The 25,860-nt window shown below is 35.2% G+C and carries 22 protein-coding genes; 15 read left to right on the top strand and 7 right to left on the bottom strand.

The genetic code is table 11. The features are described 5' to 3' along the window. Window positions 1–30 precede the first annotated feature (30 nt). The 9 genes from IPO86_13150 to IPO86_13110 all read left to right on the top strand — a co-directional run bounded on the left by IPO86_13150 (window position 31) and on the right by IPO86_13110 (window position 10,784). The gene (locus tag IPO86_13150) at window positions 31–4,404 is read left to right on the top strand and encodes a CusA/CzcA family heavy metal efflux RND transporter (GenBank protein MBK9729054.1); all 4,374 of its coding nucleotides are present in this window, start codon (window positions 31–33) and stop codon (window positions 4,402–4,404) included. A 10-nt stretch (window positions 4,405–4,414) separates the two neighbouring features. Beyond that, window positions 4,415–5,725, top strand: coding sequence for an efflux RND transporter periplasmic adaptor subunit (locus IPO86_13145; GenBank protein ID MBK9729053.1), 1,311 nt, complete (start codon window positions 4,415–4,417; stop codon window positions 5,723–5,725). 17 nt (window positions 5,726–5,742) lie between these two features. Then, window positions 5,743–6,018: a hypothetical protein gene (locus IPO86_13140; GenBank protein ID MBK9729052.1), complete on the top strand. Its 276-nt coding sequence runs from the start codon at window positions 5,743–5,745 to the stop codon at window positions 6,016–6,018. Window positions 6,019–6,145: 127 nt separating this feature from the next. Beyond that, entirely contained in the window at window positions 6,146–6,727 is a 582-nt protein-coding gene (locus tag IPO86_13135) for a prohibitin family protein (GenBank protein MBK9729051.1), read from the top strand. Window positions 6,728–6,735: 8 nt separating this feature from the next. Beyond that, window positions 6,736–7,026 (top strand): hypothetical protein, encoded by a 291-nt coding sequence (locus IPO86_13130; protein MBK9729050.1) that lies wholly within the window; start codon window positions 6,736–6,738, stop codon window positions 7,024–7,026. A 100-nt stretch (window positions 7,027–7,126) separates the two neighbouring features. Then, the gene (locus tag IPO86_13125; GenBank protein ID MBK9729049.1) at window positions 7,127–7,390 is read left to right on the top strand and encodes a hypothetical protein; all 264 of its coding nucleotides are present in this window, start codon (window positions 7,127–7,129) and stop codon (window positions 7,388–7,390) included. Between the two features lie 194 nt (window positions 7,391–7,584). Then, window positions 7,585–8,355 carry an ATP-binding protein gene (locus tag IPO86_13120; protein ID MBK9729048.1) on the top strand — a complete coding sequence of 257 codons (771 nt, stop codon included), beginning with the start codon at window positions 7,585–7,587 and terminating at the stop codon, window positions 8,353–8,355. Between the two features lie 3 nt (window positions 8,356–8,358). Continuing rightward, window positions 8,359–8,895, top strand: a complete 537-nt coding sequence (locus tag IPO86_13115) for a hypothetical protein (protein ID MBK9729047.1) — start codon at window positions 8,359–8,361, stop codon at window positions 8,893–8,895. A 2-nt stretch (window positions 8,896–8,897) separates the two neighbouring features. After that, entirely contained in the window at window positions 8,898–10,784 is a 1,887-nt protein-coding gene (locus IPO86_13110) for a cation-translocating P-type ATPase (GenBank protein MBK9729046.1), read from the top strand. A 55-nt stretch (window positions 10,785–10,839) separates the two neighbouring features. On the opposite strand, the gene IPO86_13105 is transcribed toward IPO86_13110, so the two are convergent. Next, window positions 10,840–11,724 (bottom strand): cation transporter, encoded by an 885-nt coding sequence (locus IPO86_13105; GenBank protein MBK9729045.1) that lies wholly within the window; start codon window positions 11,722–11,724, stop codon window positions 10,840–10,842. Between the two features lie 274 nt (window positions 11,725–11,998). Here IPO86_13105 and IPO86_13100 point away from each other — a divergent pair, with 274 nt between their 5' ends. The 5 genes from IPO86_13100 (at window position 11,999) to IPO86_13080 (ending at window position 16,171) form a co-directional block, all read left to right on the top strand. Beyond that, complete coding sequence (locus tag IPO86_13100) at window positions 11,999–12,481, top strand: JAB domain-containing protein (GenBank protein MBK9729044.1); 483 nt, start codon at window positions 11,999–12,001, stop codon at window positions 12,479–12,481. Between the two features lie 34 nt (window positions 12,482–12,515). Then, a complete protein-coding gene (locus IPO86_13095) occupies window positions 12,516–13,451 on the top strand; it encodes a DUF1738 domain-containing protein (GenBank protein MBK9729043.1) in 936 nt (311 codons plus the stop codon). A gap of 154 nt (window positions 13,452–13,605) precedes the next feature. Next, window positions 13,606–13,890, top strand: a complete 285-nt coding sequence (locus IPO86_13090) for a hypothetical protein (protein MBK9729042.1) — start codon at window positions 13,606–13,608, stop codon at window positions 13,888–13,890. A 134-nt stretch (window positions 13,891–14,024) separates the two neighbouring features. Continuing rightward, entirely contained in the window at window positions 14,025–14,798 is a 774-nt protein-coding gene (locus IPO86_13085) for a DUF2971 domain-containing protein (GenBank protein MBK9729041.1), read from the top strand. 482 nt (window positions 14,799–15,280) lie between these two features. After that, entirely contained in the window at window positions 15,281–16,171 is an 891-nt protein-coding gene (locus IPO86_13080) for a hypothetical protein (protein ID MBK9729040.1), read from the top strand. Between the two features lie 518 nt (window positions 16,172–16,689). Here the strand turns inward: IPO86_13080 and IPO86_13075 are convergent. From IPO86_13075 to IPO86_13060, 4 genes are all read right to left on the bottom strand, one after another. After that, window positions 16,690–17,145 carry a hypothetical protein gene (locus IPO86_13075; protein ID MBK9729039.1) on the bottom strand — a complete coding sequence of 152 codons (456 nt, stop codon included), beginning with the start codon at window positions 17,143–17,145 and terminating at the stop codon, window positions 16,690–16,692. Window positions 17,146–17,313: 168 nt separating this feature from the next. Next, the gene (locus IPO86_13070) at window positions 17,314–18,540 is read right to left on the bottom strand and encodes a site-specific integrase (protein MBK9729038.1); all 1,227 of its coding nucleotides are present in this window, start codon (window positions 18,538–18,540) and stop codon (window positions 17,314–17,316) included. A gap of 926 nt (window positions 18,541–19,466) precedes the next feature. Further along, a complete protein-coding gene (locus tag IPO86_13065) occupies window positions 19,467–20,657 on the bottom strand; it encodes a type II toxin-antitoxin system HipA family toxin (protein ID MBK9729037.1) in 1,191 nt (396 codons plus the stop codon). A gap of 84 nt (window positions 20,658–20,741) precedes the next feature. Next, the gene (locus IPO86_13060; protein MBK9729036.1) at window positions 20,742–21,053 is read right to left on the bottom strand and encodes a transcriptional regulator; all 312 of its coding nucleotides are present in this window, start codon (window positions 21,051–21,053) and stop codon (window positions 20,742–20,744) included. A gap of 1,072 nt (window positions 21,054–22,125) precedes the next feature. On the opposite strand from IPO86_13060, the gene IPO86_13055 reads away from it, so the two are divergent. Further along, a complete protein-coding gene (locus IPO86_13055; GenBank protein ID MBK9729035.1) occupies window positions 22,126–22,995 on the top strand; it encodes a hypothetical protein in 870 nt (289 codons plus the stop codon). Window positions 22,996–23,138: 143 nt separating this feature from the next. On the opposite strand, the gene IPO86_13050 is transcribed toward IPO86_13055, so the two are convergent. Together IPO86_13050 and IPO86_13045 are read right to left on the bottom strand one after the other, a co-directional pair. After that, window positions 23,139–24,872, bottom strand: a complete 1,734-nt coding sequence (locus IPO86_13050; protein ID MBK9729034.1) for a hypothetical protein — start codon at window positions 24,870–24,872, stop codon at window positions 23,139–23,141. A 110-nt stretch (window positions 24,873–24,982) separates the two neighbouring features. Continuing rightward, window positions 24,983–25,855 (bottom strand): hypothetical protein, encoded by an 873-nt coding sequence (locus tag IPO86_13045; protein ID MBK9729033.1) that lies wholly within the window; start codon window positions 25,853–25,855, stop codon window positions 24,983–24,985. Between the last annotated feature and the right edge of the window lie 5 nt (window positions 25,856–25,860).

The following is a 25,860-nucleotide window of genomic DNA, read 5'->3' as shown; positions in this document are numbered from 1 at the left end:
TAATTCCTCATTCATTATACTGATTAAATTATGTTAGATAAAATTATTGCTTTTAGCATACACAACAAATTCATCGTTGGATTATTGACCCTTGCATTAGTTATATGGGGTGTATGGAGTGCTAGTAAACTACCCATAGATGCCCTTCCAGACATCACCAATAACCAGGTACAAATCATAACACTTTGCCCAACCCTTGCAGGACAGGAAGTAGAGCAATTGGTTACCTACCCAATAGAACAAAGCATTGCCAACTTACCCGATCTGGAAGAGCTAAGAAGTATTTCTCGCTTTGGCCTTTCAGTGATCACTGCCGTATTTGATGACAAAGTGGACATCTATTTTGCACGGCAACTTATCAATGAAAAACTCAAAGAAGCGGAAGAAAAAATACCTCAAGGCATTGGCACGCCTGAATTAGCACCTGTAAGTACTGGCTTGGGTGAAATTTATCAATATATCATTCACCCAAAACAAGGAAGTGAAGATAAATATACTGCTATGGATCTTCGTACAATGCAGGATTGGATTGTTGCCCGGCAGTTGTATGGCACACCTGGCATTGCAGAAGTCAATAGTTTTGGTGGTCAACTCAAACAATACGAAGTTGCTGTAAATCCAGACCGAATGCTTGCAATGGGGATAAGTATTCCTGAAATATTTTCGGCATTGGAAAAAAATAATGAAAACACTGGAGGAGCATATATTGATAAGAAACCCAATGCTTATTTCATACGAGGAGTTGGTTTGATTGGTTCATTTGAAGATATCAAAAATATCGCCGTTAAGAACAGCCCCAATGGAATTCCAATCCTAATTAAAGATGTAGCAGATGTGCGTTTGGGATTTGCAGTTCGTTACGGAGCGCTTACTTACAATGGAGAGGTGGATGCTGTTGGTGGTGTAGTTATGATGTTAAAAGGAGCAAATAGTGCGGAAGTAGTAAACCGTGTTAAAGAAAAAATGAAAACCATTCAAAAATCACTACCACCGGATGTAGTAATTGAACCTTATTTAGATCGAACTGATTTAGTGAACCGTGCCATTTCCACGGTTGAGAAAAACCTCATTGAAGGAGCTCTAATTGTAATTTTTATATTGGTTTTGTTTCTTGGAAACCTTCGTGCAGGCTTGATAGTTGCATCGGCAATCCCACTATCCATGTTGTTTGCATTAGGAATGATGAATGTATTTGGGGTAAGTGCCAACCTGATGAGTTTAGGGGCTATTGATTTTGGGTTAATTGTAGATGGTGCTGTCATTATTGTAGAAAGTATTTTTCACCGGATTACTACAAGTCATTTGCAGAGTGGTAAAACAGAACTTACCACAAAACAAATGGATGAAACCGTTTTCGAAAGTGCAAGACGCATGATGAATTCTGCAGCATTTGGACAAATCATAATTCTTATTGTGTATTTACCAATTCTTTCTTTAATAGGAATTGAAGGAAAAATGTTTGGCCCAATGGCTCAGACAGTTTCGTTTGCGATACTTGGTGCTTTTATACTTTCCTTGACTTACATTCCGATGGTGTCTTCTCTTTTTCTTAGTAAAAAAATAATTCACAAAAAAAATATATCCGACAGGATGATGGAATTTTTTCAAAGCATTTATGCGCCGCTTTTGCAAAGAGCCATCAATGCTAAACTTTATGTAGTAGGATTGACAGTAGCCATATTCTTCCTTACTTCTTTTATTTTTTCAAGAATGGGTGGTGAATTTATTCCAACCTTAGCTGAAGGCGATTTTGCATTCCATTGTATCTTATCTCAAGGTACTTCATTATCGCAAAGTATAGAAACATCTATGCAGGCATCACGATTAATTAAAGAATTTGATGAGGTAAAAATGGTCGTTGGTAAAACGGGTAGTGCCGAAGTACCAACTGATCCTATGCCACCCGAAGCAAGCGATATGATGATCATTTTAAAACCTCAAAGTGACTGGAAACGGGAAATTTCTTATGATGACCTTGCTGATGAAATATTCGAAAAATTAGAAAACATCCCTGGTGTTTTCTTTGAAAAAAGTCAACCTATACAAATGCGATTCAATGAACTCATGACTGGTATTCGTCAGGATGTTGCTGTAAAAATATTTGGTGAAAATATGGACACTCTTTTATCGTATGCAAACAAGGTTAATGGTATAGTTCAAAGAGTGGAAGGTGCCACTGCACCAAGTGTGGAGCGGGTTGCAGGATTACCTCAGATAGTTATCAACTATAATCGCGCTCAAATTGCCAACTATGGCCTCAACATTGAAGACATTAACCATATTGTAAGCACTGCCTTTGCAGGTGGAGAAGCGGGGGTGGTGTTTGAAAACGAACGCAAATTCGATTTGGTAGTTCGTCTGGACAGTACTCACAGAAATAATATTGAAGATGTAAGCCATTTATATATTCCGACAGCCAACGGAACACAAATTCCTTTATCACAAGTAGCGGAAATAAAAATGGAATTGGGGCCTGCGCAAATAAGCCGTGAGGACGGCAAGCGTAGAATTGTAGTTGGTTTTAATGTGAAAGGCAGAGATGTAGAAAGTGTAGTAAAAGATATTCAAAATCAACTCAGTGAAAAGGTCAAATTACCTGAGGGATATTATTATACTTATGGTGGAACATTCGAAAATTTACAAGCTGCATCTGCGCGTTTGATGATTGCTGTACCAGTTGCTCTCGCTCTTATCTTCATGCTTCTTTATTTCACATTCACATCTGTTAAACAAGCAACACTTATTTTCACCGCAATTCCAATGGCTGCCATTGGTGGAGTCTTCGCATTGTTGCTTCGCGATATGCCTTTTAGTATATCAGCAGGCGTTGGTTTTATTGCCTTGTTTGGAGTAGCTGTCTTGAATGGAATTGTATTGGTCAGCACGTTTAACCAATTGGAGAAAGATGGCGTAACTGATATTCTTCAAAGAATTAAAGAAGGGACTAAAATACGCTTGCGACCAGTCCTTATGACTGCTGCTGTTGCCTCACTTGGTTTTTTACCAATGGCTCTTTCTCATGGTGCGGGTGCAGAAGTACAAAAGCCTTTGGCAACGGTGGTAATTGGTGGGTTGATTACTGCAACCTTTCTTACACTCTTTGTTTTGCCATTGTTGTATTTGATTTTTTCTTCACAACGAAAAAGAAAATTCAATCAGAATATTTCGACACTACTACTACTTGTTTTTGGATTGTTCTTCTCTCAAAATGCGAATGCTCAGACTACACCTAAACAGTTGAGTATAGAAGACGCATTGAGTGTTGCAATGAAAAATAATTTGGAGCTTCAATCAAGGCAACTCAATGTGCAATCTTCACGCATTATGAAAAAATCCGTTTTTGAATTACCAAAAACTAATGTGAACTTTCAATTCGGGCAATACAATAGCATCAATCAGGACAAAGCATTTCAGATAACACAAAACATTCCATTCCCAACTTACTATACAGCAAAAGCCAGGTTGTATAATGCCGAATTAGAAGGGAGTCAATTGCAAATGCAAATGTCAGAAAATGAAATAAAAGCCCAGGTGAAATATTGGTTTTATCAATTGCTGTATTTGCAAAATGCGAAAAAACAATTAAAGTCATTAGACAGTTTGTATGTTGATTTCGTCAATGCTGCTGATTTGCGTTACAAAACTGGCGAAACAAATTTATTGGAAAAAGCCACTGCTGAAACAAAACGTGGACAACTATCGCTCATAATTAAGCAAAATGAAACAGAAGCGGCGATGGCTTATGCATCGCTTAAAGCTTTATTGAATTCGAGTGAAGATTTTACAATTCTCACTAACGACAATTTTCAACCTCTCATCATAAGTAATTCATTCGATTTTACACTCATAGCCAATAATCCTTCTCTGTTAGTTTTATACCAACAGGCTCTTATTGCAGAGCAAAACAGAAAAGTAGAAATCTCATCCACCTTACCAGATTTGAATGTGGGTTATTTCAATCAGTCTTTAATCGGAACACAAACAGTTAACGGAACGGAAGTGTATTATGATGGGAGCAAACGATTTCAAGGTTTTAATCTAGGAGTAAGCATTCCATTAACTTTTTTTAGTAACTCCGCAAAAATAAAATCACTGGATTACAAACACGCAGCTTTTCAAATGGAAGCAGATAATGGAAAACTCCAACTTCAAACCAAACTGCAAAATGCTTTTGAGCAATACAATCAAAATTTGTCGCAATACAACTATTATAAATCAAGTGCTCTACCTAATGCTGAAATCATTATAAATACCGCAAAAATAGCCTACAACAGTGGAGCTGTTGGCTATATTGAATATTTACAGGCTTTGCAGACTGTTGCTGATGTGCAATTGAATTATCTGCAAGCCATCAATCAACTCAACCAATCTATTATCAACATCAATTTCTTAATCAACAAGTAAATTTAATAAAATGAAAAAATTATTAATCATCATATCCTTTGCAGCTACCTGTTGGTTGCTTACATCTTGTCAAAAACACAAAGAAGGAGACGGGCATAGTCACGGAGAAGAAGCCGGCCATTCTGAGGAATCCCATGATGAACACGAAAATGATAACACAGCAATGCTGACAGCAGAACAAATGAAATCCATCAAAATTGAATTAAACGGTATCGAAAAAAAACAGCTAACCGCTTCCCTCAAAGTCAATGGTCTTCTTAAAGTGCCAAATCAAAATAAAGCCAATGCAACTGCATTATTGGGTGGTGTAATAAAGTCTATATTGGTGCAAACAGGCAATACCGTTAGAAAAGGGCAAGTTCTTGCAACCATCACTAATAATTCTTTTATCACCATGCAAGAAGAATTTATTTCAGTTTCCGCTAAAACGGATTTGGCACAATTAGAAAACAACCGCCAAAAAGAATTGCTACAAGGAAATGCTGGGGCTTTAAAAAACTTGCAAACAACGGAAACTGAATTGAAAATCCTTAGATCCCGAAAAGCTAGCTTGCAAAAGCAATTAGAACTTATTGGAATAAATTCAGTCTCACTCTCAAGCGAAAACATTCAATCCGTTGTAAACATCTCAAGTCCTATTAGTGGCACTATAAGTACTGTTTTGATAAATATAGGTAGTTATGTTGACGCGAGCAACCCCATTGCAGAAATAGTGGATAACAATCAACTGCATTTGGATTTATATGTATATGAAAAGGATTTGCAAAAACTCAAAGTTGGGCAAACTATTCATTTTACTCTTACCAATAATCCAGGCAAAGAATACGATGCCGAGGTATACGCAATCAGCAATACGTTTGAGCAAAACACAAAAGCAGTTGCCGTACACGCAATGGTTAAAGGCAACAAGCAAGGTTTGATTGACGGCATGAGCATCACTGCATTGATTAGCTTAGAAAATGCAACGGTAGATGCAGTTCCCACAAATGCCATTGTAAACCACGAAGGGCAGGATTACATTTTTATCGTTACTGATGCCCATGGTGAAGAAGAACATCATGAACATAATGAAGCCGGAGAAGATGCACATCAGCATGATGAGCATGGCCATAAGCACAATGAAAAAGAAAAAAACGGGCATGATGAAGAAGAAGGAGGAACGACATTTGAAAAAATCCCAATCCGCAAAGGCACTACTGATGTGGGATACAGCGAAATAACCTTACTTAAAGAAATACCAAAAGATGCAAAAATAGTTACCAATGGTGCTTTTTTTATTTTAGCGAAAATGACAAATAAGGGAGAAGGACATGAACATTAATATAAATATGAATTAAAATGAAAACAATTGAACATTTTAAACCGATTGTATGGATAACTATAGGTGCTGTTATTAGTTTATTTTTTATTTGTCCTTTTGCAATTTCATTAACACTATACTTCGGTTCTAATTACAGTAAACCTTTAGAAGAGGTCATTATTTCTACTTATAGATATTTCCTTTGGCAAATCGATTTTGATAGATCTATATCAGACATAATCTTTCTTATGGTTGGTGGAATTTTTGGTTACTTATTTTATGCTCAAATCATCGCAAAAAAAAATAAAGGATGAACTCTTGTATTAAATTAAAAATGTAATATTCAATTCTTTTAATTGATATTTAGAAGAGAAAATCTATAAAAATGAAACTATCATTCCACCATAAAGAATTCAATTTAAATAATTAAAAACAATTATTATGAAAAACTTCAAACCAGTTTATTTTGCAATAGCACTGCTACTATTACAAAGCTGTGCAATCGTTCGCCCAGGAGAAGTAGGACTCGATACGCATTTCGGAAAACTACAACCCAAAGTTCTCCAGCCTGGCCCGCACCACTTTTTCTCCTTGTTCGGTAAAAAAGTAGTACGCTTCGATACACGAGTAGTGAACTATTCCCAAAAACTGAATTTCCATACACAGGAAGGTATAGAAGTATCATCTGAAATTACCATCCTGTATCATGTTATGCCCGAATCTATAGTTAGTATCTACAAACGCTTCGGTACGGATTATCAAGAAATTGTAATAGCGGATAATCTTATCACAACACTCCGCTTTGTAGGGCTTAGCTATAAAGCTACGGAGTTGATTACCGCGAGAACCTCAGTTGAAGACAGTATAAAAGAACGAATGATGAGATCTGTAGGTCAATACGGTTTTATGGTGGATTTGGTTATGTTAAAAGAAGTTGACCTGCCTCCTGCCGTAGTGCAAACTATTCAAGCAAAACTCAACGCTGAAGTAACGGCTAAAAAACAAAGATTGATAATGAAATAAAAAGAGAAATGCTTGATTTCGAATTGGAGAAACAACAAAAAGAAGCAGAGATGGAAATTGTAAAACAACGGCTAACCTTGGACTTTGCCGTTGAAAAGCAAAAAAAAGAAAGTGAACGATTACTCATAGAATCCGAAGGCATTAAAAAATCCCAAGACATTATCAATACTTCCATCACTGATAAGCTTATTAAATTTAAGGCACTTGATATTACCAGAGAACTGATGAAATCACCAAATGCCAAAATCATCATAACTGATGGAAAATCGCCTGTGATACTGGGTGATAATAATAAGTAGTCGAGAATGGAGCGATTTCTCCTGAATTAAGAGGTATTATCTCTGTGCAATACAAAAAACTTAAAATCAATTATTCTTAAACCATATAATTAAATCAAAAATGAAAAAAATTACTATTTTATTTACGCTGTTTGCTACAGTAACCTTTGGATCAATATCTTGTGGAAATCCGGAACCTAAAAAAGAATCCAAGCAATCCGTGCACGAACATAAGGAAAATGAAGCCCATCAACACGTATACCAATGTGCTACAGATTGCGAGAAAGGCAGAAAATATAATCAACCAGGTAAATGTCCAGTGTGTCAAAAAGATTTACAGGAAAAGACATCTGAACATCAGGCAGGCGATGGGCATATCCATTGATAAATGATTTGTATCCCCCGATAGTTTAAATGTAAAACATTTCTTGCTCAATTTGATGCAAAAATAATCGGAGGTTCAACTCCTCTGTCGGGGTCAATTTAATTTACCAATGATATCTCAGGATAAACTCTATCATTTACAGTTATTGAGAAATTAATTTGCATGGGAAAAGATAAAACAATTAAACGTTTATTGTGAAAACAACTAAATCTTTGAAATTAATTCTTTGGACATCTGTTGGTGCCATTGCCAGTTTGTTTATTGTTTTTCCTTTAATAATTTCTTTATTAAAATACGATTCGATTAATCATACTAAACCATTAGGTGAAGTCATTGTTTCTTCTTACAAATATTTATTGCTTGAAATTCATTTTGATAAATTGATAATGCTATCCCTTTTTCTTTTAACGGGAGGTTTCATCGGATATTTATTACACCGTTTGATAACAGCACCAAGCAAAAAGGAACAAGTTTTATCATTATCAGAGCTATTGAAAAAAGGAGAATGTGAAACAGTAGAATTCAAATCATCGTTTCGATGGGACTTTAATCAAAATAAAGTAAATAAAGATCTTGAATTTGCAGTATTAAAAACAATTGCTGCCTTTATGAATACACGGAATGGTTTTTTGTTGATTGGCGTGGCAGATGATGCTTCCATTATAGGTCTGGAAAATGATTACGAGTCACTAAAAAAGAAAAACAGGGACGGTTTCGAACAATATCTTATGCATTTAGTTTCACTCAACATCGGAACAGATTGCTGCAAAAATATCCATATTACATTTTTTGAGCGATATGAAAAAGATATATGCGCCGTAGAAGTAAGCCACATTAAAATTCCGGTTTTTCTCAAATATCAGCAACGCACTTACTTTTATGCAAGGACCGGCAATCACTCTCGTGAACTGAACATACAAGAAGCATTAAAATATGTCAAAACACACAAATTAGTAATTCGATAAAAAATGAAAGCCCTTCTATTTCTAGCATTTGTATTGTGCACCTACAAAATATGCTTTTCACAAAATATTTACCGTACTTTAAATGGCCATGTATTAATCTCCGGTGAATTTAAGGACTCTGTTTTTATTGCTGAAAGCCATAAACTTGAATTCTACTATGACAGCAAAACCAGAAATATTTACGGAAAAATAAAAATGAAATCCATTAATAGTGGTATTCCTTACCTTGACAGTATTTTATTTAAAAATGCAGAAAGCATAGTCTCAATTGAAGGTTATATACCTCTAGATTTTCTTACCTGGGAACACAAAGAATACAATTTGAATGTACTATTAGAATTAAAATTTAATAACAGAGTAACGAAAATATTATCACAGATCAAGTTCACTCATACCGACAAACTTACAATGTACACATGTGTAATGGAAGCAGCGCTTACCATTGATTTGGGAGATTTAAAGGTTGATGTTCCTGATGATTTAAATTCAATAGTGAATGTTCAATTCCTTCAATTGATACTAAGAAGAGAAAATCAATAAAAATGAAACTTCCAATTAACGACAAGAAATTTCTGTTTCTTCTTTTTGCAATTGCTATTGTGATTGTCTTAGAAGTTTTATCCATCATCGGCATACAAATTCCTATGCCCTATGCCCCGTTTGTATTTTTGGTCTTTATTGTAGGCATAGGTTATGGTGTAATCTTGAATGGTCTTAAAGCTGCAGCAAAACTCAATTTCAGCAACATTAACCTTTTGATGCTCATTGCTGTAATTGGTGCATTTTATCTGAAGGAATTTCCTGAAGCTGCGGTATTGATCGTTTTATATGTTTTAGGCGAACGTCTGGAAGATATTGGAATCGAAAATTCAAAATCTGCCTTGGATGCGTTAGTGAGCAAAGCTCCTAAAACCGCTTTTGTTAAATCGATAAATGGATCTGTTTCAATTGATAAAATTTCCGTCGGTACAATTATCCAGATAAAACCTGGTGAAATGATTCCACTTGATGGAAAAATTATTTCGGGGGAAACCAGCGTGGACGAAGCTGCTATTACCGGTGAACCCATTCCAAAAGACAAACACACTGGCGATATTATTTTCGCTGGAACACTCAACAAAAATGGTTTTATTGAAATGGAGACATCCAAACTTTCCACCGATACCACTTTCTCAAAAATCATCCGTCTAACCTTTGAAGCATCTGCCAATAAAAGCGATACGCAAAAATTCATTCAGCAGTTTTCAAAGTATTACACTCCTTCAATGATTTTTCTGGCTGTATTGATGTTTGTAATTCCAGTATTTGTTTTGAATCTGGATTTTAACCATTGGCTCTTACAAGCCATAACATTATTGGTGATTGCTTGTCCCTGCGCATTGGTCATATCCACACCTGTTGCAATTTACTCAGCCATCGGCAACGCATCTGCAAAAGGAGCACTTGTAAAAGGAGGAAAGTACATAGAAGCAATGGCAAAAATTAAAGCAATTGCTTTAGATAAAACCAGAACTATCACTTTCGGAAATCCAATTGTCTCTGATGTATTTCCACTAAACGGAACTAGCCGTGAAGAACTATTGGCGTGCACTGCAGGTGCCGAAATTTTCAGTGAACACCCATTGGCACAAGCAATAGTTGATGCAAGTAAAAAAGAAGGATTTGAACCTCATAAAGTTGAAGCATTTAAAAGCATTATGGGTAAAGGAGCAACGGCAAAGTGTTTAGTGTGTGAAGACGAAACAATTTATGTGGGCAAGTTGGAATTCATCAATGAGCATCAGCCGATAGACGACAAAGCTGAGAAAATTGTAGAGCAACTTTCAGCACAAGGCAAAACAAGTGTAGTAGTGAGCTTTGGCAATGGAATAGCAGGCGTCATAGGTTTGATGGATGAAATAAAACCCGACAGTGCAGCTGCATTAAAAGAATTAGAAGCACTTAGCATTGAACCCGTAATGCTCACTGGAGACCACGAAAACGCAGCAAAATATGTTGCCGAACAAGTAGGTATCAAGAAAATATTCGGTGGATTGCTTCCTGAAGATAAATCAGAAAAAATAAAAGAATTAATGCAACAATACGGCAGTGTCGCAATGGTAGGAGATGGAATAAATGATGCCCCTGCACTTGCACTAAGTGCGGTAGGAATAGCAATGGGGGTAGCAGGAAGTGATACTGCGATTGAAACTGCGAACATTGCATTGATGAACGACAAATTATCTCTCATTCCATTTCTTATTCGCCTCAGCAAAAAAACTTTGCGAAGAATAAAATTCAACACCATCGGAGCGATTGCCATAAAACTCATTTTCATCACATTGGCATTCATCGGATACAGCAATCTAGTTTTCGCAATTGCAGCAGATGTAGGTGTAACGCTAATAGTAATCCTTACAAGTTTGAGTTTAATGAATTACAAAGAATAGAATTGAAATAATTTCCTTCAACTTATAAACAGATAAAATTATGGATTAGTAGCTTCTAACAAAACCCATCATTACATGGGTTAAGTTCTATCTCTATAGTTGAATGTTCAATTTCAAATCTGTCGTGCAATATCTTTTTTACTTCTTTTACAATCTCAACGGTTTTTTTCATATCGCAGTTTTCAAGGACTAGATGACAACTCAAGGCAATCTTGTTTGAAGATATTGACCAGATATGTAAATCGTCAACATTGATAATCTCTGGGAACGCATCAAAAATATCTTTCTTTACCTTTTCAAAATCTAGACCACGAGGTGTGCCTTCAAAGAGAATATGTAAGGCATCTTTCAATACACCCCACGCACTAAAGAGAAGCATCAATCCGATGATAATACTAACAATTGCATCAATGATAAAAAAGTGAGTGAAGTAGATTATGATACCTGCTATCAAAGCACCTACAGATGCGAGTGTGTCAAATGCCATACTCAAAAACGCACTTCTCATATTCAAATCCTTTGCGCTGTTTCGGAACATTAAGGCAATACCTCCATTTACAAGGATGCCGATAAAAGAAACAATCGCTATCAAACTACCGCTCACGGCTTGAGGCTGTATAATGCGAGTATATGCTTCATAAAATATGTATATGGCGAGAGCGATAAGGATAACGCTATTTATCAATGCAGAAATAATGGTTGCTCTACCATAGCCAAAAGTTTTATCTGGTGTTGATTTTCTATAAGACATTTTTTGAGCAAATAGAGAGATAACCAAGCTCAAACTATCGGTAAGGTTATGCCCTGCGTCAGATACAAGAGCCAAACTACCAGAGATAACACCGACAGTGAATTGAATGATGGTAAAAAGAGTGTTTAATAAAATGCCAAATTTGAGTTTGGAGTTAAGATTGATTACCTCATGTGAATGTGAAGACATAAAATGATTTTAACATTTTTGACGGATAAAATCCATCATTATATTATATCTTATAGTTTTCTAGTATTTTCGTAATAAGTGGTTCATCTCTATTGCAAAATTTGTAGTATTTATATGAAAGCCGACTCAGAATTGTGGCTCCATTTGATTCCAAGTATGGCCTTGCATCAAAAACACAACTTGCCATTCTGGCAAATTATACCTTCTTGGTATCTCTTCCCATTCTTAATACACTGGTTTAGAAATATTTCTTTAACAATCTAAATCAGTAATTATGAAAAATTCAAATGGCGAGAGCCAAATAACACCTCCTTTGTTGCAGGTAGCTGAAGTTAAGGTTATCTACAAATCAAAATTACCCTTTATCCAGCCTCTAAGAGTTAATAGCTCAACTGAAGCGGAAAAGATATTTCGAGCTAATTGGAGTGAAGACATGGAATTAGTAGAGGAATTCAATGTCTTGTTTCTCAATCGTGCCAACTATGTGAAAGGTATATTCCGATTAAGTCGTGGTGGGTTGACTGGAACGGTTGCCGATCCTCGTATTCTTTTTGCAACTGCATTGAAGAGCCTTTCTGTCGGGGTAATTGCCGGACATAATCATCCTTCCGGTTCAACTAAACCAAGCCCTCAAGACATCGAGTTAACTCGAAAGTTAAAAGAGATTGGTAGATTTCACGAAATAACACTGATAGATCACCTTATTCTAACTCCGCATTCCGGATTCTATTCCTTCGCTGATGAAGGTATGCTCTAAGCAAATCATTTTTTCACTTTTAAAACTTATTGTAATGAAAACAACAACCGAACCTAAGGTTCAACAAATTGCTATTGCCTCACTCTACGAAGAAGTGACTAACAAGATAATTGCCATGATTGAAAAAGGTGTAGCACCTTGGAGAAGAACATGGAGCACCTATGGACTGGCTCGGAATTATGGTACAGATCATATCTACACAGGTATCAATCTGATCCTAATGAATAACACCATGCATCCAATCCCATATTTCTTAACCTTCAATCAAGTCAAGGAACAAGGTGGAATGATCGAAAAGGATGCAAAAGCAGAGAAAGTCATTTACTTCGATGTGTATTACAAAGATGGAAATGATAAAACATTAACTAAGGAAGAAGCAATTCAACACCGGAAGATTGGAGAAGAAATTCAAATTCTAAAGTTCATTAAATATTACGCTGTTTTCAATATTGAGGATATTGAAGGCTTTGAATTTAAGATTCCGGAAATTGAGCTTAAACCTAATGAGAAAATAGCCAGATGTGAGTCAATCATCGAGAACATGCCTAAAAGGCCGGAATTGAGGCAAATTGACGCAAATAGGGCATGTTATGCACCAGTGCTAGATTTTGTAAATATGCCTTCCATAGAGCAGTTTGAATCAGCCGAGTACTATTACGCTACCTTCTTTCATGAGCTTGTTCACTCAACCGGTCATGCATCACGTCTGGCAAGAGAGGAAGTAATGAATCCACAAAAATTCGGAGGCATACCTTATAGCAAAGAAGAATTGGTAGCTGAAATGGGTGCATCATTTCTTTGCTCCAGTGTGCAAATCGACTATGATGATGTCATTAAAAACAATGCATCATATCTTGCCGGATGGCTCAAGGTGCTTAAGGAAGATAGTAAGTTCATTTTCAAAGTTTCCTCTGAAGCACAGAAGGCGGCTGATTATATTTTAAATCGAAGTCAGCTAGACAGCGTATAATTACATGTACAAATACTAAATCTACAATCCTTGCAAGTCTAAAAGACTCTGTAGGGATTTTTATTTTAGTCAATAATTTTTACAATTCCTCTACAGACTTTTACTAACTTAGCGAGGTAATTTTATATATTTGAAAATTATAACTAATACTTTTATGAACCAACAGAAATATCAAGCTTATAGAGTTAAAGTCCATTCTGATTCAGGTCAAGCTGGTCTTATTTTTGTGATAACATCGTTAGATTTGAAGGAAACAATAAAGGTTGCCGAAATTTTCGAACTCGTTACGAATTTTGATACTATAAGAGTAGGAAAAACCACTAGCGAATTACCTAATAATATTGACCCGATAGAATGGATTACCTTGAAAGCTAAAGAACTTTACGGAGAGAACTGTGAAATTCGGATTTTTAAAATAGAGCCCCTAATAGATAACTAAATCTTTGTTGGTGGGATTATTTGATAAGCCGTCTGATTATTCCTCTACGGACTACCGTAGCCGAAATTATAAGGGAATCTGGCAAAGGGACTTTATTAATAAATATATAGACTCCATGTTTAAAATTGGTGTGGATGCTACGCTTAATGAATATTCTGAATCAAAAAAAGAACATCTTCCTAAAAATCTTTACAAATTTTTATTCTCCTTCAATTCATAATTTAATAAATCTACAATTAAATAGATTACATTTAACATTTCCGCGAAATTTTAATGATCCATTTGATAGTTTTATTTGCAAAGAAGATGAACAATTTATTAAGTATGCAATCCTAAAAAACATTAAGAAGAATAAATTAATCGGTGAAGATAGTTTTACCGAAGTTGAACTTAAAATTTTAGAATATTCACCGATTAAAGGTAAGTATAGAGAAGAATTAGGTCATTCTGATGATTTTGAGACAATGCTCTTTAATCTTAAAATCAAAAAGAACGCTGATGTATCAAACAAAATAAATGAGTACAATTATGATGTACGTAGAAAGTGTAGAGATCTCATGGAATCAATTCGAAATATACCATTTCATATTACATGTTTTTCAGTCTTTGATGGAATGGAAGAACTAGGGAAGAATTTAACGATGTGGTCCCATTACGCAGATAGTCATAAAGGATTTTGCGTTAAATATTCAACTAACTTTGAAAACAATGATCATAAAAATTTGATAAATTGTGGGTTCTTACCTGTAATTTATACTTCCAGAGTCCCTACAATAACTTTTAAGGATTTTAAGATACTTTTGGATTTACGAAATGACTTTATGACAAATTCATCTATCCTTAAAAAGATTTATAAATCTCTAATCACAAAATCCAGCTTCTGGAATTATGAAAAGAATGGCGTCTGATAATAGGAGTTGAAAATGAAGTATTTTTATTAGATAATTCAATATCATTTCCTCATGTTGAGGAAATATATATTGGATGTAAAGCATCAAATAATCTAAAAAGGGCTTTAGTAAGCTTAGCAGAATCAAGGGGAATACAGACTTATATTGCAGAACAAAGAGACGATCGATTTCATCTGGATTTTTATGATCTAACTCATAAAAAATTAGATGAAGAAGATTATTTTTCTAGAATAAACAAGTATAGGGAGAGCGGTAATCAAAGAAATGTAGAAATTATGGCTGACAAGTTTTGGAAGGTATAAAATGTACCTAATTGATTCCTACCGCCAAAGCAGGAGATGTTTTTTTCCTTTTCAAATTCTCTTTTAATGCAATCATTCTGGGGCAATTAGAAGGGCCAAGCCTTGCAAGTGTAATAATATCATTACTTAGTGTTTAAATATTAATTACCTTTCAGAAATCTAACCGTTTTTGGAAGTATGTTTGAATTCATTAGAACTTTAAGATCAACCAATCCGAAAGATTATACGGATGGTTTTGTTGAAAAAGTGTTTAGAAATGCAGGTGAAATGGGCTCGATTATAGCTACCTATTGGCCACCTCCATCACGAGATCATTTTCCTAATTTAGTAGTGAGAGCAACAGCGTATTCCTCAGGTAAGGAATCAATAACAAATTTTAAAAGATTAAGGTATCCGCCGAGAGAATATAATACAAAATATCAAAGAGTGAGCACTCCAGAAAGACCAATGTTTTACGCAACTCTAAATAACGGGCCAAATTATGAAAACACCATCCCAGCAATGGAAACTTGTTTTCGAGAGACGTTTTCAAATTATGATAAATTAATTGCATCTAATGATTCCATTGCTTTTAGCTTGTGGTATATAAAAGAACCAATAAGATTGGCGACGATTTTTACTTTCGATGATTTAAACAATAACAAAGAATCACACCAAGAAATCTTCGCTGCATTCGAGCAGTTTTTGAGTAAAGCTAATGAAGAGGTTCGTAGAAAGACAATAGAATTTATGGAATTTTTAAGTGAGCGATTTACTATACCTGTTGAAGAAGCCGAAGAAGAATATAAACCATCTGGTATTGTCTCTCAATATATGATATATACCTTAAATAAAATTGGTTTTAATATTGATGGGATTATTTTCAAGAGTGCTAAATCCAAGAATGATGATTTAAATATTGCAATATTACCTAATTCTTGTGATGATAAATTAGAGTGTGTTAAAGTAATAAATTGTATTCTTTTACCTCTTATGCACGCAAAAGGAAATAGTAGGTTCAATATTAATTCAACAACAGGAAATCTTATTGAACCAGAGGAAATTGAATGGGATCTCGTTCTGTCGTAGTTTTTTATAAACATCTATACTTATAATTTTATTGCCAATCTGACAATAAATTATCTCTTGAATAATCTCTGTATGATGAATATACTGGTTAAAATATTCTTTATCAATTTAAATCAGTTTTATGAAATCAACACATGAGCCAAAAGCTCAAAAATCAATTGGTGCATCACTTTTGGATGAGATTACCAATAACATTATTTCCATTATTGAAAACGATGTCTCGCCTCGGCGAAGAACTTTGAGCAAAATTTGTGCATCGTTTCCTTGTTCCAGTGTCAGATTGATATAACAATGTAGTTGAAAACAATGCTGCTTATTTAGCTGGATGGCTAAAAGTATTGAAAGAAGATGGCAAGTTCATTTTTAAGTTGCTTCTGAAATACAGAAGGCGGCTGATTTCATAATTCGAATGGAATAAGAAATCTAAATATCTCTGTAAAATTTACTTTTACAGGGATTTTTTAATAAGAATAAAATGACTGAATGAAAAGTTAAAAATGGTTGGTATGAAATAGCTTCTAACCCGGATGAGAAATAAAATTCACTTGAGCTTCTTCCTTCATGGCCTTCTTAATATAATCCGAAAGTGATAGTTTAACTTCACCAGTAATATCACAAATTTCGGTATAAGAATGATAATCAATGATATTTCCTGACCTGGTATTATACATATTATTTGGTAATTCTCCTACTACGAAAGAACTAAAATCATAATTAGGTTCAATAAAAAATGCAACCACTAGATTTTTATAATTCTTGCTATCACATTGAGCGATAAATTGGACCTTGAAAATATCATATAGAATTTCTATTATCTTTTTATCGTCATTCATATCAGCAATTTTATTTTCCCGTATAAATAACAAATTACAATTTGTAGTTATCATGTTAAAAGAAGTAATAGTTTCGGGCGGTAAATTATCGTAACGCCAACCATTTTCAAGCTTTATTGATTTTGTTAGTTCTAGGTGCATATTAATTGTGTTGTGCAAATATAACAAATTTTCAAATATAAAGAATTCTAATTGAACGATGGGGTGCGGGTCTCCCGCCAAGATTGCATTTCGCCATAAGGCAGATAATATATCGCCATGGCGAAATGCAATCTTGCAATTATCTAAATCCGCTTGTATTTTCTGCTTCTAAATCTTGGTTAGGCTTAGTTTATCCTGATATTCATCCAGAATTTCAATTGGCAGGCTCTTTAAATAAATTTCAGTTGTGGCAAGAGAAGAATGTCCTAACATCGAGCTTATCGCATTTAAAGGGACTTCTTTCAGCATGGCATGAGTTGCAAACGAGTGCCGGCTGACATACGAGGTTAGATGATCATCAATCTCACAAATCTTGGCTAGCTCTTTTAACCCCTTATTATACATTTTTCTAGATTGATACATATCCTTATATTGATCAGATAATTGAGTATGTTTGATAAAAGGAAAAACAAAATCTTCTTTTGTTTTTCCTTTTAAATAGAAAGAAAGAAGCTCCTTTAAAGAATCCGTCAGTTTAAGATCATAAGGCCGGCCATTTTTTTGGCGCCGATAACGAATCCTATCATTAATAATGTCCTGGACTTTCAAAAAAGCCATATCAATAAAACTCATACCGTTCATCATAAAACTGGCGAGAAAATAATTTCGTACATTAAAACAAGGATTATCCGGTTCTAAATTCAACTGAACGATTCGTTGCAAGGCATTTTGGTCGATTGCTCGTTTTACCGTCTTTTCTTTCTGTATTTTGTAGCGTTTAAATGGGTAATTATTTTGATCGGCTATTCCTTCAAGTATTGCTTTATTATAAATTGACCGCAAGGTTCTCAAGTTAACAGAAAGGCCATTCAATTTGAATCCTTGGCCAAGATAATACGTTTCATACTCCTTTAAAAAAGTATAAGTAATTTCTTCAAAACGTAGATCCCTGCCATTGCGATAATTTTTGAATGCCCCAAATACATTTTTATATACCCTGGCATTTCCGACTTTCCGAGCCTTCAACATTTGCTCGATAAGTTTTTCAGTATAAGAAAAGAACGAACTGATTGTCTCTGGTTGTTTTTCTAGGAAATTTCTTAAATCAGAAATTGAAAGACTGGCCAATTTTCCGACTTCTTCCAGTTTAGATATTATCTCTAGGGCTTGCGACTTCCTTTTTATAAAATAATTATTCAATCGAGAGACTGAAGAAACGGCTTTACAAGTTGCTCTAACCTTATGTTTTTTATCGTCCCAATCCGCAAGCTGAACAGAGAAGCCTAAACCTAATGAAGTGGTTCTTTGATAATGTCCTAACCTCAATACCACAGGATAAGAACCGTCTTTTTTCCTTCGTCTTGAATCTAATGAAATTGCAACTGTTGTATTCATAGATCAAAGATATTAGAAAATTTGCACATAATTTGCACATAAAATATGTATTTTTATGACTTAATTCATACCTATTTTACTTATATATACTTGATATACAGATACTTTAAGACCATTTAAAACCGTATCAAACCATAAAATACACGCTTTGGGAGCAGGGGGTCCCAGGTTCGAATCCTGGTGCCCCGACAAAAAAAAGCTCTTGCATTCTTGCAAGAGCTTTTTAATTAAATGAAAAAAGGTCTGGTTAGGGTATGGCGCTGCAAGCGCTAGGGTCCCAGGTTCTCCCGCTTAGCATCGGGACATGAAATCCTGGTGCTCTGACAAAAAAAAGCTCTTGCATTCTTGCAAGAGCTTTTTAATTAAATGAAAAAAGGTCAGGTTAGGGTATGGCGCTAAAAGCGCCAGGGTCCCAGGTTCTCCCGCTTAGCATCGGGACAAGAAATCCTGGTGCCCCGACAAAAAAAAGCTCTTGCATTCTTGCAAGAGCTTTTTAATTAAATGAAAAAAGGTCTGGTTAGGGTATGGCGCTGCAAGCGCCAGGGTCCCAGGTTCTCCCGCTTAGCATCGGGACAAGAAATCCTGGTGCCCCGACAAAAAAGCTCTGGCAAGAATGCAAGAGCTTTTTAATTAAATGAAAAAAGGTCTGGTTAGGGTATGGCGCTGCAAGCGCCAGGGTCTGCAAGACTGCAAGAGCTTTTTAATTACATGAAAAAAGGTCTGGTTAGGGTATGGCGCTGCAAGCGTCAGGGTCCCAGGTTCTCCCGCTTAGCATCGGGACAGGAAATCCTGGTGCATCGACTGAAAAGTAAGGAGTTACAAGAGCGATTTTGTAGCTCCTTTTTATTTGTACTAACAATTTCGCTAACAATTTCTATTGTGTAGACTAACTTCCTTAAATTTTGAGAACTAAACTAAAAAATATTTTATAACGAAAATGCAACCGACATTCTCTCCTGCTCTGCAGAAGGTATCTTATATTTTAATGCTAATCCTCTCCAAGAGCTAGCAATGCTTTTTATATGGTCAATTATTTGATTAGCCCTGGTGATGTCCAGTCGGAAAAAGCTTGAGACCTCTAAAGCTAGATCAAGATCAAGAGAATTGTTTTGATCATTTATGTTTAAGCTTAAGCCTTTCCCATATTCATTGGGATTGATATCATAGGCGGGTGAAAGCACCCATCCGGCTTCCGTTAATAGGAAACCATGATTTCTCAAATGGTCATCTGTATTTTTTACACATATACTGAATACTATTCTTCTCCATAATTCTTCCAGGTCCTTATCTACTCTTTTGCCATGTTTTGTAATAAATTCTACTAGCTCTAAATAACTTGCACCATGGGAATCTTCTCCATCTTTATGGCCCAGCAAGGTCATTGCAGAAGTAAAGTGAATCCTTTCACCTCTTTCTGTTCTATCAAACCGTTTTGTGAGAAAAGTATGATATCGGTTATTGAACTGATGGACCTCTCCCTGTGCAACATTTATTCCAGCTTTTTTTGCTAACTCAAGTGCAATCATTTCCCAGGCAGCAACATCTTTATCATCATTCTTGCTTGGGAATTTAGCAATCCATAAATTGTTTGTGGGGTCTATAACACTCGCTTTGGGTCTTGCCCCACCCAAAGAGGAGCCAGGTGCAAATAACATGCTGATCCATTTTAAATTTTGCAAATCATCATCATTATCTTCTTCAAATTTCAAACTTGCATCTTGAAGATCCGTTAATAATGTCCATGGAGGAGATACCATCTCTTTATTATTATTCAAAAATGGACCATCAACATCAAGTTTAAACCGTAAGGCACCCATTCTGTGACCATCAAAAACGCCAAGTAAAAAATCTGATTCTAATAGATTTTTTGATTTTCGATTCTCCATTTTGGCTATAATTGCCTCTCTTCTTTGCATTAGAACCCTTCCCCACCTATCCGGACAAGAATCGAGAAAAACTCCAAAATTAGTTTTTTCATCCCTTGGAAAATAAGAACCAGAAAATAATTGCAAATCAGGATCAATCACTTGAGAGAATCCAGATTTCAACCAATCAGAAGCGTATTCAAATGAAAATACTTCTTTGGCTTTTGCTGGTGTAACACTGAGGATTCCCATTAATTTAGGTTCTGAAAAGCCTTGCCAATGAGCATATACCAGTATTTCTATTTTTGCGCTGCCTTTTGCCATTTTACTTACATACTATTTTGATTTTTTAGGAGCTCTTTCTTTTATTACTAACTCCGCATCCTGAAGCTTTCTGCCCAACTTATCATCTTCTGCAACTTTGATTAAATCTTTTTCCAGTCCTAAAACAAATAATACTTGAGCATAGGACCCGATAGCAACACTCGGAGAACCTTTCTCGATTGCCCATAAAGTTTTGCGCCCTATATTAGCCCTTTCAGATACTTGTTCAGCACTTAATTTCCTGCGTAAACGCGCCAATCTGATGTTCTCGCCAAGTTCTATTAGTAATTTTTCAGTTGATGGAAGCAATATAGTTTTTTTCATAACTGGTACAATATGACCCAAATATACTATATTTGGGTATAATATTACTCGTTATGTAATAAAAATCGTATTATTTATTATCTTACACATCATTGGAATTTCTTAAAGACCTAAAAGAATCAGTCTAACTGACAATTGTGGAATTCTAGGTTGACTATGTACAGTCGAAATGATGGCCGAGGAACCGTTTATATAGATGAAGTGCCTCAAGTAAATTCATTCCATTAAAAAATAAGCCGGTAAATGGAATTTTCAGTTGCGAAACAAAAATTAAATTTCCGACTTATAATAATTGTGATTGCCACTATGAATACAAATTAGTCATCCGATCATAAAACAGTAAATATTTTTATTTGACAAGCAATTTTTGCACACATTTATTCTGAAATTCATCTAATAAGGTTAAAAAAAATGCCGATAGTATTTACTTCACATTGAATCAATTCTTGATTTGCTTTTCCTTTATAAAGAACTTGACCAAAAGAATTGCATAATACATATGATGAATGTGGATCTACAGGAAATACATTAATAATTAGACCACTAACACTTACATTACAATTCTGTGGAATGTGGGAATGATTATAAATGGTTAGAACGAATTTTGGCTATTGACCTCAGGTGCCTCCAATTCATTTGTTGATTCATTATTCGGTACCTCAATGCTCAAAAGATTATTTGATCTATTTTCTACAACACCACTTATTCCAGGTGGCACATAAAATGATCCATAAAATAAAAACTGTTGTCATTCTCGTTGGATTCCTTGACGGAATTATAATAACCAAGCGTTTCCAATAGGAAAAAAGTTCCTGCCGGAATATTGCTTGGTATAGTCCAATTAACGGTGTAGCTATGAGTACCATTAGCTAAAAGATTCATGTTGTAATTTAAGTTTACAAGTAGATAATCGATGCCTAAGTATGTGTCATTTGATAAAAAGAATCTTTTGAATTGAACTTCATTTAATATATGAACATTATTTTACGATTCCTAGTAAATATTAACCGCTTTATTACTTATTTTGCATGACCATTTTAAACTTAGAATTGTTCACATTAAAAATCAATATATGAAGCCAATTTCTTCAAACAAGGTACTTTTCATATTAATGCTATTGACAACCATATTTTGTTGTAAGAAAGATGATGATCCGGTACATGTTAATCCGGGTCTGAGTTTTGTTAGTGGTAGCGGTTTAATTACCAGCGATGTATCAATTCCAATCTACAGCCCAATCAAAATTAGTATCGCCGCCGCAAAAGGCAGCAATTCTTTAAAATCCATTACGGTAAAACAGGACGGACTCACACTGCAACCGCTCACGTTTAAAGTAAATGCGACCGCTGCTCCAGCCAATCCGGCTTTATTGATTGGTACAGACAAAGATGGAATTACTAATATCTACGAATTCAATACCTCCAAAAAACCGGATACCACAGTATACGAATTTACTTTAGCGGATGAAAAGGATAGTTTGGAAGTACGTACTATTAGGGTAATTTTTACAGCTATACCGGCTACAGAAACAGCAAAAGGATTGATCATTTATAATTTTTCCGGACCTAGACAAGGTGGCTTGGATTTATTTAATGCAAAGGTGGTTTCAGGAAATGATCCGAATGCACATGTCCGGGACTATGGAGTCGTCGATCCTCAATCTAATTTCGACTGGGTTAAAAAATTTACTCCGAGAAACGGATCTATCATAAAGAATCCTCCTTCTAGTTTTACCTATTCAGGAATACTCTACCAGGAAGATATTATTGATGCATTCGATAATGGATCGAATGAAGTTGGTTCGATTGATACCAAAGTATTAGCGAAAGGCGATGTTTTTGTAGTTAAGAATGGTACTTCATATTTTGCAGTTTCTATCGATAACCTCAATTTTACGGCAAATGACAATCTGGATAATTACCAAGTTTCTATAATGCGTTAAGAATTTTATAGCTTGTTTGCAAATAGGCAACATAAAGTGGACCAACTTTGATTCGTAATTACTAATATTTTGTTTGGTATATTACTCCAAAATAGTTGGAAAACGAATACAATAATATTGGAAATTTATAATGCTGAAGATGATTAATTAAGCTTCTGGATGATAAACGTTCGATTTGTAATTGTAGCAGTTCCGCCACCGGTACGCCATTTCATTTCAATACTTTGACCCGCTAAAAGATTCGTAATAAATCCATTCGTTGCGATGGTTTGGATATCATTGCTAAAAGTGGATGTGGATTCCATTTCTGTATGATTCATCCTTGTTCCATTGTTGTAAATTGATATTATTACATTCGATCCAAAGCTGTTATTGGATACCTTCCCAGTAAAAAACACAAGGTAATTTCCTGCTCCTGGAGTAACCGACATTGGAGTGCTAAAGGAAACATCTGAAGAGCTGTTGGTTGTCAGTGTGCTTGTACCCGTAACTTGTGTTACCGTGGATGCATTTGTAGCTATAGTAATAGATCCTGCTGAATTCGTTATCGTAATGCCACCTCCAGCAGTTATGTTTGCTGCTACCGGTGTCGCGCCTGTGGATCCAATTAATAATTGGCCATTAGATAAAGCTGGAGCTTCTATTATTGCATTGCCGGATGAAATTATAATCCGATTATTATTCAATGCAGTGGAAGAATTTGTTCCGCCATTTGCAATTGGTAAAATTCCTGAAACATGTGTTGTCAATCCTATTTTACCCCATAAAGGAGCTGTGGATATGCCGCCGGAAATCAATGCATTTCCTGTTGCTACAGCATTGAGTTTACTTAATACAGTAGATGCACTAGCATACAAAAGATCACCAGTTGTATAATTTGAAATTCCAGTACCTCCTTGTATTGCTGTTACAGCTGCATCACTGGTTAAAATAATTGCACTCGCATTGGGCAATGTAAAGGTCTTTTCAGTGGTATTCGGACCCGTAAATTTTGTAAAACCATTGCCTGTCCCACCAAAAGTGGAAGTGATAATATTGGTAACATCGGCACTCCCATTAAAAGTGCCACCATGAATATTTCTAGCTGTTGTTAATGTAGCTGCACTACCTGTTGTATTTTGATTTAGTAATGGGAAGTCTGCTGCTACAGCTATGGTTAAATTACCGGTTGTTGTAGTAGATTTTAAAATTCCAGTAGAAAGTGCTGCAGTTCCTGCAGAATAATCCACTCCCGCAGTTGCAATGCTTAATGCGCCTGTTCCACCACTTGTTTTTATCAAACCATTGGTTGTAAGATTGGATAATGTATTTATATTTTGACTGGTATTTACAGTTATAGTATTTACAGTTCTTGTCAATCCTGTTGAAAAAGTTAAAGCGTTTTCTTTGGCATTAAATGTACTCCAATTCGCGGCAGTCAAGGCACCTCTATTAAGAGCGGATGCATCTGGTAAATTAAATGTATGCACAGAACCAATTGAAGAAATGTTAAAATTAGTTCCAGTATTGCCAGTTGTAAATGTTTGAGTCGAAACGGTCAAACCATTTAATGAGCTAATAGCATTTCCTAAAAGTAAGTTTGAAAATAATCTTGTAGTTACATTTCCTGATCCATCCGTTGTTAGGATTTTTGTATTTGTGGTATTGATACCAATACCTTCAAATCTAACATCTAAGGTAGTATGCAATTGCGCAAGTGGATTGGATGTCCCAATTCCTACATTGCCTGTATTTTTTTTATAAATATTATTTCCAAGAAGGCTCCATTTACTGCTGTCAACATTAATTTTTGTTCCTTTTGGATTGATAACTATTTGTGCAATACTTTTTTCAAGCAAGCAATTTAATATCAAAATTAGATAGATAATTTTTTTCATTCAGTAGAATTTGTGTGTTCAGTAATTTATTTTGTAGAAAAATAAATTACTGAATGGACACGAATAAATGTATGGATTTTTGTTCCGTTTAGTTCTTTAATAGAAGATGGTTATTTAACCCATTGTACTTCTATAATATCTCCTGTTTGAACTAATACTGCCATTGCTGGAGTCAATGTACAAGTACCTGGTACTGTTAAATAATCTACAGTTGCTATGAGCTTTGCCCCATTTCTAAATACCCAAACTTTTGATACGGTAGCTGGCATATTTGTTACTGTATAAACTGCTTGTCCTGCTGTTGATGTAAAGTTTTGATCACCACTTTGCAATATGGATTCTGCGGTAACTCTTTTTAAGGTGCCATCAGCTGCGGAAACAACCAAACTATCTGTCGCTAAATTTCCACTTTGTAATCCTGTAATTTTTAAATTATTTACAGCATCTGTACTAATTGTAGTAGGTTTGGTTAAAGCACCTCCTAATTCTACAAGATTTCCTGTTTTTGTTAAACCATTACTAAATGTAAGTGAATTAAAAAGTGAAGAAGCTGAAATGAATTTTACTTGTCCGGTAGTAGGATTTACAACCATTACACTATCTGTTGTATTGGATCCTGGTTGCAAGCCTGTGATTGCTAAAAAATTTGCTGCTGTCGTAACAATTGTAGTTGGCTTAATCAAAGTGCCACCTAATTGTACGAGTTTACCGGTTTTTGTTAACCCATTGTCGGCACTATTGATATAAGTGGACAACATCGCAGCGGTATCCGCATATCTTACAAAATTTCCTAAGCTATCTCTCAATTGAGTAGGTGTTACATATAAGATGGTACTATCTGCTTTTGTAATAACAGCAGTAGAACTATCCAATACCCATTTAATAGTTCCTTTGTTATCAATTACTTTAGTAGATACTTTTTGCGCCATTAAGGAAGTTCCCAAGGTTAAGGCTAAAATTGAGAATAATAGAATTTTTTTCATGCGTT

Source organism: Saprospiraceae bacterium, from assembly GCA_016717265.1.
GTDB lineage: Bacteria > Bacteroidota > Bacteroidia > Chitinophagales > Saprospiraceae > Vicinibacter.
Note: the sequence above shows the minus strand (reverse complement) of the source record. Positions and strands in the feature narration are given on the sequence as shown.

Excerpts from the sequence above, each read along its gene's own strand:
- IPO86_13080 (MBK9729040.1), top strand. The coding sequence starts at position 15,281 with ATGTTTGAATTCATTAGAACTTTAAGATCAACCAATCCGAAAGATTAT.
- IPO86_13055 (MBK9729035.1), top strand. The coding sequence starts at position 22,126 with ATGAAGCCAATTTCTTCAAACAAGGTACTTTTCATATTAATGCTATTG.
- IPO86_13110 (MBK9729046.1), top strand. The coding sequence starts at position 8,898 with ATGAAACTTCCAATTAACGACAAGAAATTTCTGTTTCTTCTTTTTGCA.
- IPO86_13045 (MBK9729033.1), bottom strand. The coding sequence starts at position 25,855 with ATGAAAAAAATTCTATTATTCTCAATTTTAGCCTTAACCTTGGGAACT.
- IPO86_13140 (MBK9729052.1), top strand. The coding sequence starts at position 5,743 with ATGAAAACAATTGAACATTTTAAACCGATTGTATGGATAACTATAGGT.
- IPO86_13125 (MBK9729049.1), top strand. The coding sequence starts at position 7,127 with ATGAAAAAAATTACTATTTTATTTACGCTGTTTGCTACAGTAACCTTT.
- IPO86_13095 (MBK9729043.1), top strand. The coding sequence starts at position 12,516 with ATGAAAACAACAACCGAACCTAAGGTTCAACAAATTGCTATTGCCTCA.
- IPO86_13150 (MBK9729054.1), top strand. The coding sequence starts at position 31 with ATGTTAGATAAAATTATTGCTTTTAGCATACACAACAAATTCATCGTT.
- IPO86_13065 (MBK9729037.1), bottom strand. The coding sequence starts at position 20,657 with ATGGGAATCCTCAGTGTTACACCAGCAAAAGCCAAAGAAGTATTTTCA.
- IPO86_13050 (MBK9729034.1), bottom strand. The coding sequence starts at position 24,872 with ATGAAAAAAATTATCTATCTAATTTTGATATTAAATTGCTTGCTTGAA.
- IPO86_13105 (MBK9729045.1), bottom strand. The coding sequence starts at position 11,724 with ATGTCTTCACATTCACATGAGGTAATCAATCTTAACTCCAAACTCAAA.
- IPO86_13070 (MBK9729038.1), bottom strand. The coding sequence starts at position 18,540 with ATGAATACAACAGTTGCAATTTCATTAGATTCAAGACGAAGGAAAAAA.
- IPO86_13075 (MBK9729039.1), bottom strand. The coding sequence starts at position 17,145 with ATGCACCTAGAACTAACAAAATCAATAAAGCTTGAAAATGGTTGGCGT.
- IPO86_13060 (MBK9729036.1), bottom strand. The coding sequence starts at position 21,053 with ATGAAAAAAACTATATTGCTTCCATCAACTGAAAAATTACTAATAGAA.
- IPO86_13090 (MBK9729042.1), top strand. The coding sequence starts at position 13,606 with ATGAACCAACAGAAATATCAAGCTTATAGAGTTAAAGTCCATTCTGAT.
- IPO86_13085 (MBK9729041.1), top strand. The coding sequence starts at position 14,025 with ATGCTACGCTTAATGAATATTCTGAATCAAAAAAAGAACATCTTCCTA.
- IPO86_13130 (MBK9729050.1), top strand. The coding sequence starts at position 6,736 with ATGCTTGATTTCGAATTGGAGAAACAACAAAAAGAAGCAGAGATGGAA.
- IPO86_13100 (MBK9729044.1), top strand. The coding sequence starts at position 11,999 with ATGAAAAATTCAAATGGCGAGAGCCAAATAACACCTCCTTTGTTGCAG.
- IPO86_13145 (MBK9729053.1), top strand. The coding sequence starts at position 4,415 with ATGAAAAAATTATTAATCATCATATCCTTTGCAGCTACCTGTTGGTTG.
- IPO86_13135 (MBK9729051.1), top strand. The coding sequence starts at position 6,146 with ATGAAAAACTTCAAACCAGTTTATTTTGCAATAGCACTGCTACTATTA.
- IPO86_13115 (MBK9729047.1), top strand. The coding sequence starts at position 8,359 with ATGAAAGCCCTTCTATTTCTAGCATTTGTATTGTGCACCTACAAAATA.